Below are 4,617 nucleotides of genomic sequence, written 5' to 3'. Positions count from 1 at the left end.
CATGCCGATGCTCCCGCGCGCCGCGATTTCGCCGGCCTGCAGTACTGGCCCGGTGGACCGCAATGGCAGGTGCAGGCGCGTTTCATCGCACATCCACCAGGCAAGACCCTGCCGATCGTGGACATCACCGGCCTGACCACCGAGATGCCCAACGCCGGTGCGGTGGAATTCGATCGCGACGGCCGCAGCTGGCGGCTGGAAGCAATCGGCGAGCCGGGGCAGCCGCTGTTCCTGATCTTCGCCGACCGTACCAGTGGCCACGGCAGCTATCCTGCCGGCCGCTATCTGGATACCGATGCGCCCACCGCCGACGGCCACGTGACGATTGATTTCAACCACGCGCACAACCCACCGTGCGCGTTCACCGCTTATGCGACCTGCCCGCTGGCGCCGCCGGAAAACCGCTTGGATCTGCGCGTGGAAGCGGGTGAGAAGGCGTATCACCTGCCTGAAGGAGAGGGCTGAACATGTTGATGAAACTGTTGTTGCGCAGTGCCGTTTTTCTCGTAGCCTGCGCCGCCGGCCCGTTGGCCATCGCGCGCGATGCGCCAGCCGACACGTCGGCTGGCAAGCCGCCGGTACCGCTGCTGTGGAAGGTCACCGGGCAGGGAGATGCACGCCTGTACCTGCTGGGTTCCTTCCACCTGTTGAAGCCACAGGACTATCCGCTGTCGACCGATGTCGAGCAGGCATTTGAAGCCTCGCAACGCGTGCTGTTCGAAGTGACGCCGGAGGAACTGCAGTCGCCGCAGATGGCCAGCCAGATGGTGCAGGTCGCTACCCGCAAGGATGGCAGCGAGCTCAAGCGTGACCTGGATGCGCCGACCTGGCAGAAGCTGCAGGTCTATGCGACGCAGAACAAACTGCCGCTGGCGCAGCTGCAGGGCATGAAAGCGTGGTTCGTCGGCCTGACCATCACCGTGGCGCAGATGCAGAAGCTGGGCCTGGACGCGGAGCTGGGGCTGGACCGTCATTTCATGCAGCGGGCACAGAAGGCCGGCAAGAAGACCGCAGGCCTGGAAGACATGTCCAGCCAGATCAACCTGCTTGATGGCATGAGCGTGCAGGAGCAGCGGCAGATGCTGTCCGAGGCGCTGGACGAAGCAGGCAAGGGCGATGCCCAGGCGCAGATGCTGCATGAGGCCTGGCGTCGCGGCGACGATCGCCTGTTGTGGAACCGGATGGGTGTGGAGATGCGCCAGAAGTATCCGCAGCTCTACCAGCGCATCAATACCGACCGCAACGATGCATGGGTGCCCAAGCTGCTGCCGTACCTGCAGGCCGGGCAGGGCGGTACGCTGGTGGTGGTGGGCGGCCTGCACCTGCTGGGCAACGATGGCGTGGTGGAGAAGCTGCGCGCGAAGGGCTACAAGGTCGAGCGGGTGTGCTCGGCATGCAAGGCCAAACGTCCATAGATCCACGCCACGCGTGGTGGCGTTGAAAACAAAACGGCGCGCCCATGGCGCGCCGTTTTCGTATCAGCCGGGGCGGTTGCCTCAGCGGCGGGTCTTGCCGCCGGTACCGGTGCCGCCGGTCGGCTCGCTCGGCTTGCCGGCCGTGCCGGTGCCGGTGCCCGTTCCGGTGCCACCGGGACGCGGGCCACCGAAACCGCTGCCCATGTTGCGCTGGAATTCCTGCCACAGCTCCAGGTTGCGCTCGGTCAGCTGGTTCATCATCGCCCACGGCGTCTGCCCCAGCAGGTTGCCCATCTGCTGGCGGAACTGCTGCTGCTGGTCGAGGAAGACCTGCATGCTGCGCTCCAGGTAGTTGCCCATGAAGCCCTGCAGGGAATCGCCGTAGAAGCGGATCAGCTGGCTCAGCAGCTGGGTGGAGAGCATCGGTTCACCGTCCTGCTCCTGGTCGGCGATGATCTGCAGCAGGACCGATCGGGTCAGGTCGTCGCCGCTCTTGGCGTCGCGGACTTCGAAGTCTTCGCCGTCGAGGATCAGCTGGCGCACGTCCTCGATGGTGATGTAGCTGGAGATCTCGGTGTCGTACAGACGGCGGTTCGGATACTTCTTGATGATGCGGGTCGCAGCCATGAAGCGGTACTCGTCACAGTAGACGCGCAGCATGGCGCAGTGCAGCAGCGGTTGCAACCGCCCCAGCCCCCGCCAGGCTTGGTTTTCAGTCGCCGGAATGTTGCGCAGCAAGGCTTTGCGTGCTGCGCAGCATGACCAACGGCAGGGTGCAGCACACCCCCTCAGCCGGTCTTGGCGCCGTTTACCAGCCCATGTGGTGGCCGCCGTTGATGTCCAGGTTGCTGCCGGTGATCCACGAGGCTTCTTCGGCTACCAGGAAGGACACGCCATAGGCGATTTCTTCCGGCTTGCCCAGGCGCCCCGTCGGAATGTCGGCGATGATCTTGGCGCGCACTTCCTCGGGCACCGCCATCACCATGTCGGTGGCCACATAGCCGGGCGAGATGGTATTCACGGTGATGCCGAAGCCTGCATTCTCGCGCGCCAGCGAGATGGTGAAGCCGTGCATGCCGGCCTTGGCGGCGGCGTAGTTGGCCTGGCCGTACTGGCCCTTCAGGCCGTTGATCGAGCTGATCTGGATGACCCGGCCCCAGCCGCGTCGACGCATGCCTTCGATGACCGGGCGGGTGACGTTGAACACCGAATTGAGGTTGGTGTTGATCACATCGTGCCATTGCTCCGCGCGCATGCGGTGGAACGTGGTGTCGCGGGTGATGCCGGCGTTGTTGACCAGGATCTCGACCGGGCCCAGTTCCGCCTCGACCGCGCGGATCAGGGCTTCGGCGCTGGCGGAGTCGGAGACATCGCCCGGGAAGATCGACACCTGGTAGCCACGTTCGGTCATCGACTTCTGCCAGGCGCGGGCCTTGGCCTCGTCACGGTAGTTGGTGGCGACGCGGTGGCCCTGGTCGGCCAGGCGTTGGCAGATGGCGGTACCGATGCCGCCGGTTCCGCCGGTGACCAGTGCGACGCGAGATGTCATGGAAAGCTGTCCGGATATCAGGTGGGGGAAGGGGGATTCTGCAACATCGGCGCGGAAAGTGCGCCCGCCGGCAGCAGGATGTCCGCGCGCGGCAGCAGGCCGGGGTCGAAGCTGCGCTGCGCGGCGGCCAACAGCGCATCGCGGTCGTCGATGCCTTCCAGTGCGGTGCTCGGCTGGCCCAGCAGTTCCCACAACCGGCGCAGCACCGGTACCGGCTCGCGGGCTTCCACCGGCAAGGCGGCCAGTGACTTGGACAGTTTGTGGCCCGGCGCATCCAGCAGCAGCGGCAGGTGCCAGTAGCGCGGCGTCGGCAGGTCGAGTGCCTGCTGCAGCAGGATCTGGCGGGCGGTGGAATCGAGCAGGTCGGCGCCACGCACGACCTCGTTCACGCCCTGCGTGGCATCGTCGACCACCACCGCCAACTGGTACGCCCAGCAGCCGTCGGCGCGGCGCAGTACGAAGTCGCCGACCTCGGCATGGACATCCTGGTGTTGCCGGCCGCGCAGGCCATCCTCGAAATGCACCACGCTGTCCGCAGGTACCCGGAAGCGGACGGCGGGGTCCGGTCTTGTCTGCCGCGCGACGCAGTGGTGGTGCAGGCCACCGTTGGCGGCCAGATCGCTGCGGCTGCAGTGGCAGACAAACGCGTGGCCATCGGCCAGCAGGCGGTCCAGCGCAGTCTGATAGGCGTCGCCGCGCGCGCTTTGCCAGATCACCGGCCCGTCATGGACCAGCCCGAACGCGGCCAGGGTCCGCAGCTGCGCCTGTGCCGCACCGGCAACCGTCCGGGGTGGATCGACGTCCTCGATGCGCAACCGCCACAGGCCGCCATGGTGGCGCGCGAGCAGCCAGCTGCCGAAGGCGGCGAGCAGGGAGCCGGGATGCAGCAGGCCGGTGGGCGAGGGCGCAAAACGGCCGCAGGGAAGGGAGAAAGTCATGCAGGCTGAATCGTCGGTCAGGTTGGCGCTTGAATTCAAGCTGACCGCACCGCAAATTGACGGATATCGACCCCTTCCAAGCCGGAATTTCCCATGTTTACCCGCATTGCCCTGTTCCTGGCGACCAACTTCGCGGTCCTGATCCTCGCCAGCATCGTGATGTCGCTGCTGGGAACCGACCCGAGCAGGATGAGCGGCCTGCTGGTCATGGCCGCGATCTTCGGTTTCGGTGGCTCCCTCATCTCGCTGCTGCTGTCCAAGTGGATGGCCAAGCGCTCCACCGGTGCGGTGGTGATCACCGAGCCGCGCAACCAGACCGAGCGCTGGCTGCTGGCCACCGTCGAGCGACAGGCCAAGGCGGCCGGTATCGGCATGCCGGAAGTCGCGGTGTATGACGGCCCGGAGATCAACGCGTTCGCCACCGGTGCGAACCGCAACAACGCGCTGGTGGCGGTGTCCACCGGCCTGCTGCAGAACATGAGCGAGGACGAAGCCGAAGCCGTGCTCGGCCACGAGATCGCCCACGTCGCCAACGGTGACATGATCACCATGGCACTGCTGCAGGGCGTGCTGAACACCTTCGTGATCGTGCTGGCCCGCGTGGTCGGCGGCGTGATCGACAGCGCGATGTCCGGCAACCGCGAAGGCGGCGGCCGTGGCTTTGCCTACTACATCATCGTGTTCGTGCTGGAGATGGTGTTCGGCCTGTTCGCCA

The 4,617-nt window shown here is 66.1% G+C and carries 6 protein-coding genes; 3 read left to right on the top strand and 3 right to left on the bottom strand.

Features of this window, described 5'->3' with window-relative positions:
* Together DBR20_RS08560 and DBR20_RS08555 are read left to right on the top strand one after the other, a co-directional pair.
* The coding region (locus tag DBR20_RS08560; protein WP_146186974.1) for a DUF1684 domain-containing protein at positions 1-465 on the top strand (465 nt) is incomplete at its 5' end.
* 2 nt (positions 466-467) lie between these two features.
* Positions 468-1,415, top strand: coding sequence for a TraB/GumN family protein (locus DBR20_RS08555; RefSeq protein WP_108265876.1), 948 nt, complete (start codon positions 468-470; stop codon positions 1,413-1,415).
* 81 nt (positions 1,416-1,496) lie between these two features.
* On the opposite strand, the gene phaR is transcribed toward DBR20_RS08555, so the two are convergent.
* From phaR to gluQRS, 3 genes are all read right to left on the bottom strand, one after another.
* Positions 1,497-2,042, bottom strand: a complete 546-nt coding sequence (gene phaR, locus DBR20_RS08550) for a polyhydroxyalkanoate synthesis repressor PhaR (protein ID WP_108265878.1) — start codon at positions 2,040-2,042, stop codon at positions 1,497-1,499.
* A gap of 181 nt (positions 2,043-2,223) precedes the next feature.
* Positions 2,224-2,964, bottom strand: a complete 741-nt coding sequence (phbB, locus tag DBR20_RS08545; RefSeq protein ID WP_108265875.1) for an acetoacetyl-CoA reductase — start codon at positions 2,962-2,964, stop codon at positions 2,224-2,226.
* A 17-nt stretch (positions 2,965-2,981) separates the two neighbouring features.
* A complete protein-coding gene (gluQRS, locus tag DBR20_RS08540) occupies positions 2,982-3,902 on the bottom strand; it encodes a tRNA glutamyl-Q(34) synthetase GluQRS (RefSeq protein ID WP_108265874.1) in 921 nt (306 codons plus the stop codon).
* A 93-nt stretch (positions 3,903-3,995) separates the two neighbouring features.
* Here gluQRS and htpX point away from each other — a divergent pair.
* The coding region (gene htpX / locus DBR20_RS08535) for a protease HtpX (protein WP_258223260.1) at positions 3,996-4,617 on the top strand (622 nt) is incomplete at its 3' end.

Source organism: Stenotrophomonas sp. HMWF023, assembly GCF_003060985.1.
In the GTDB taxonomy this organism is placed as follows: Bacteria; Pseudomonadota; Gammaproteobacteria; order Xanthomonadales; family Xanthomonadaceae; genus Stenotrophomonas; species Stenotrophomonas lactitubi.
Note: the sequence above shows the minus strand (reverse complement) of the source record. Positions and strands in the feature narration are given on the sequence as shown.

Excerpts from the sequence above, each read along its gene's own strand:
- DBR20_RS08555 (WP_108265876.1), top strand. The coding sequence starts at position 468 with ATGTTGATGAAACTGTTGTTGCGCAGTGCCGTTTTTCTCGTAGCCTGC.
- phaR (WP_108265878.1), bottom strand. The coding sequence starts at position 2,042 with ATGGCTGCGACCCGCATCATCAAGAAGTATCCGAACCGCCGTCTGTAC.
- phbB (WP_108265875.1), bottom strand. The coding sequence starts at position 2,964 with ATGACATCTCGCGTCGCACTGGTCACCGGCGGAACCGGCGGCATCGGT.
- gluQRS (WP_108265874.1), bottom strand. The coding sequence starts at position 3,902 with ATGACTTTCTCCCTTCCCTGCGGCCGTTTTGCGCCCTCGCCCACCGGC.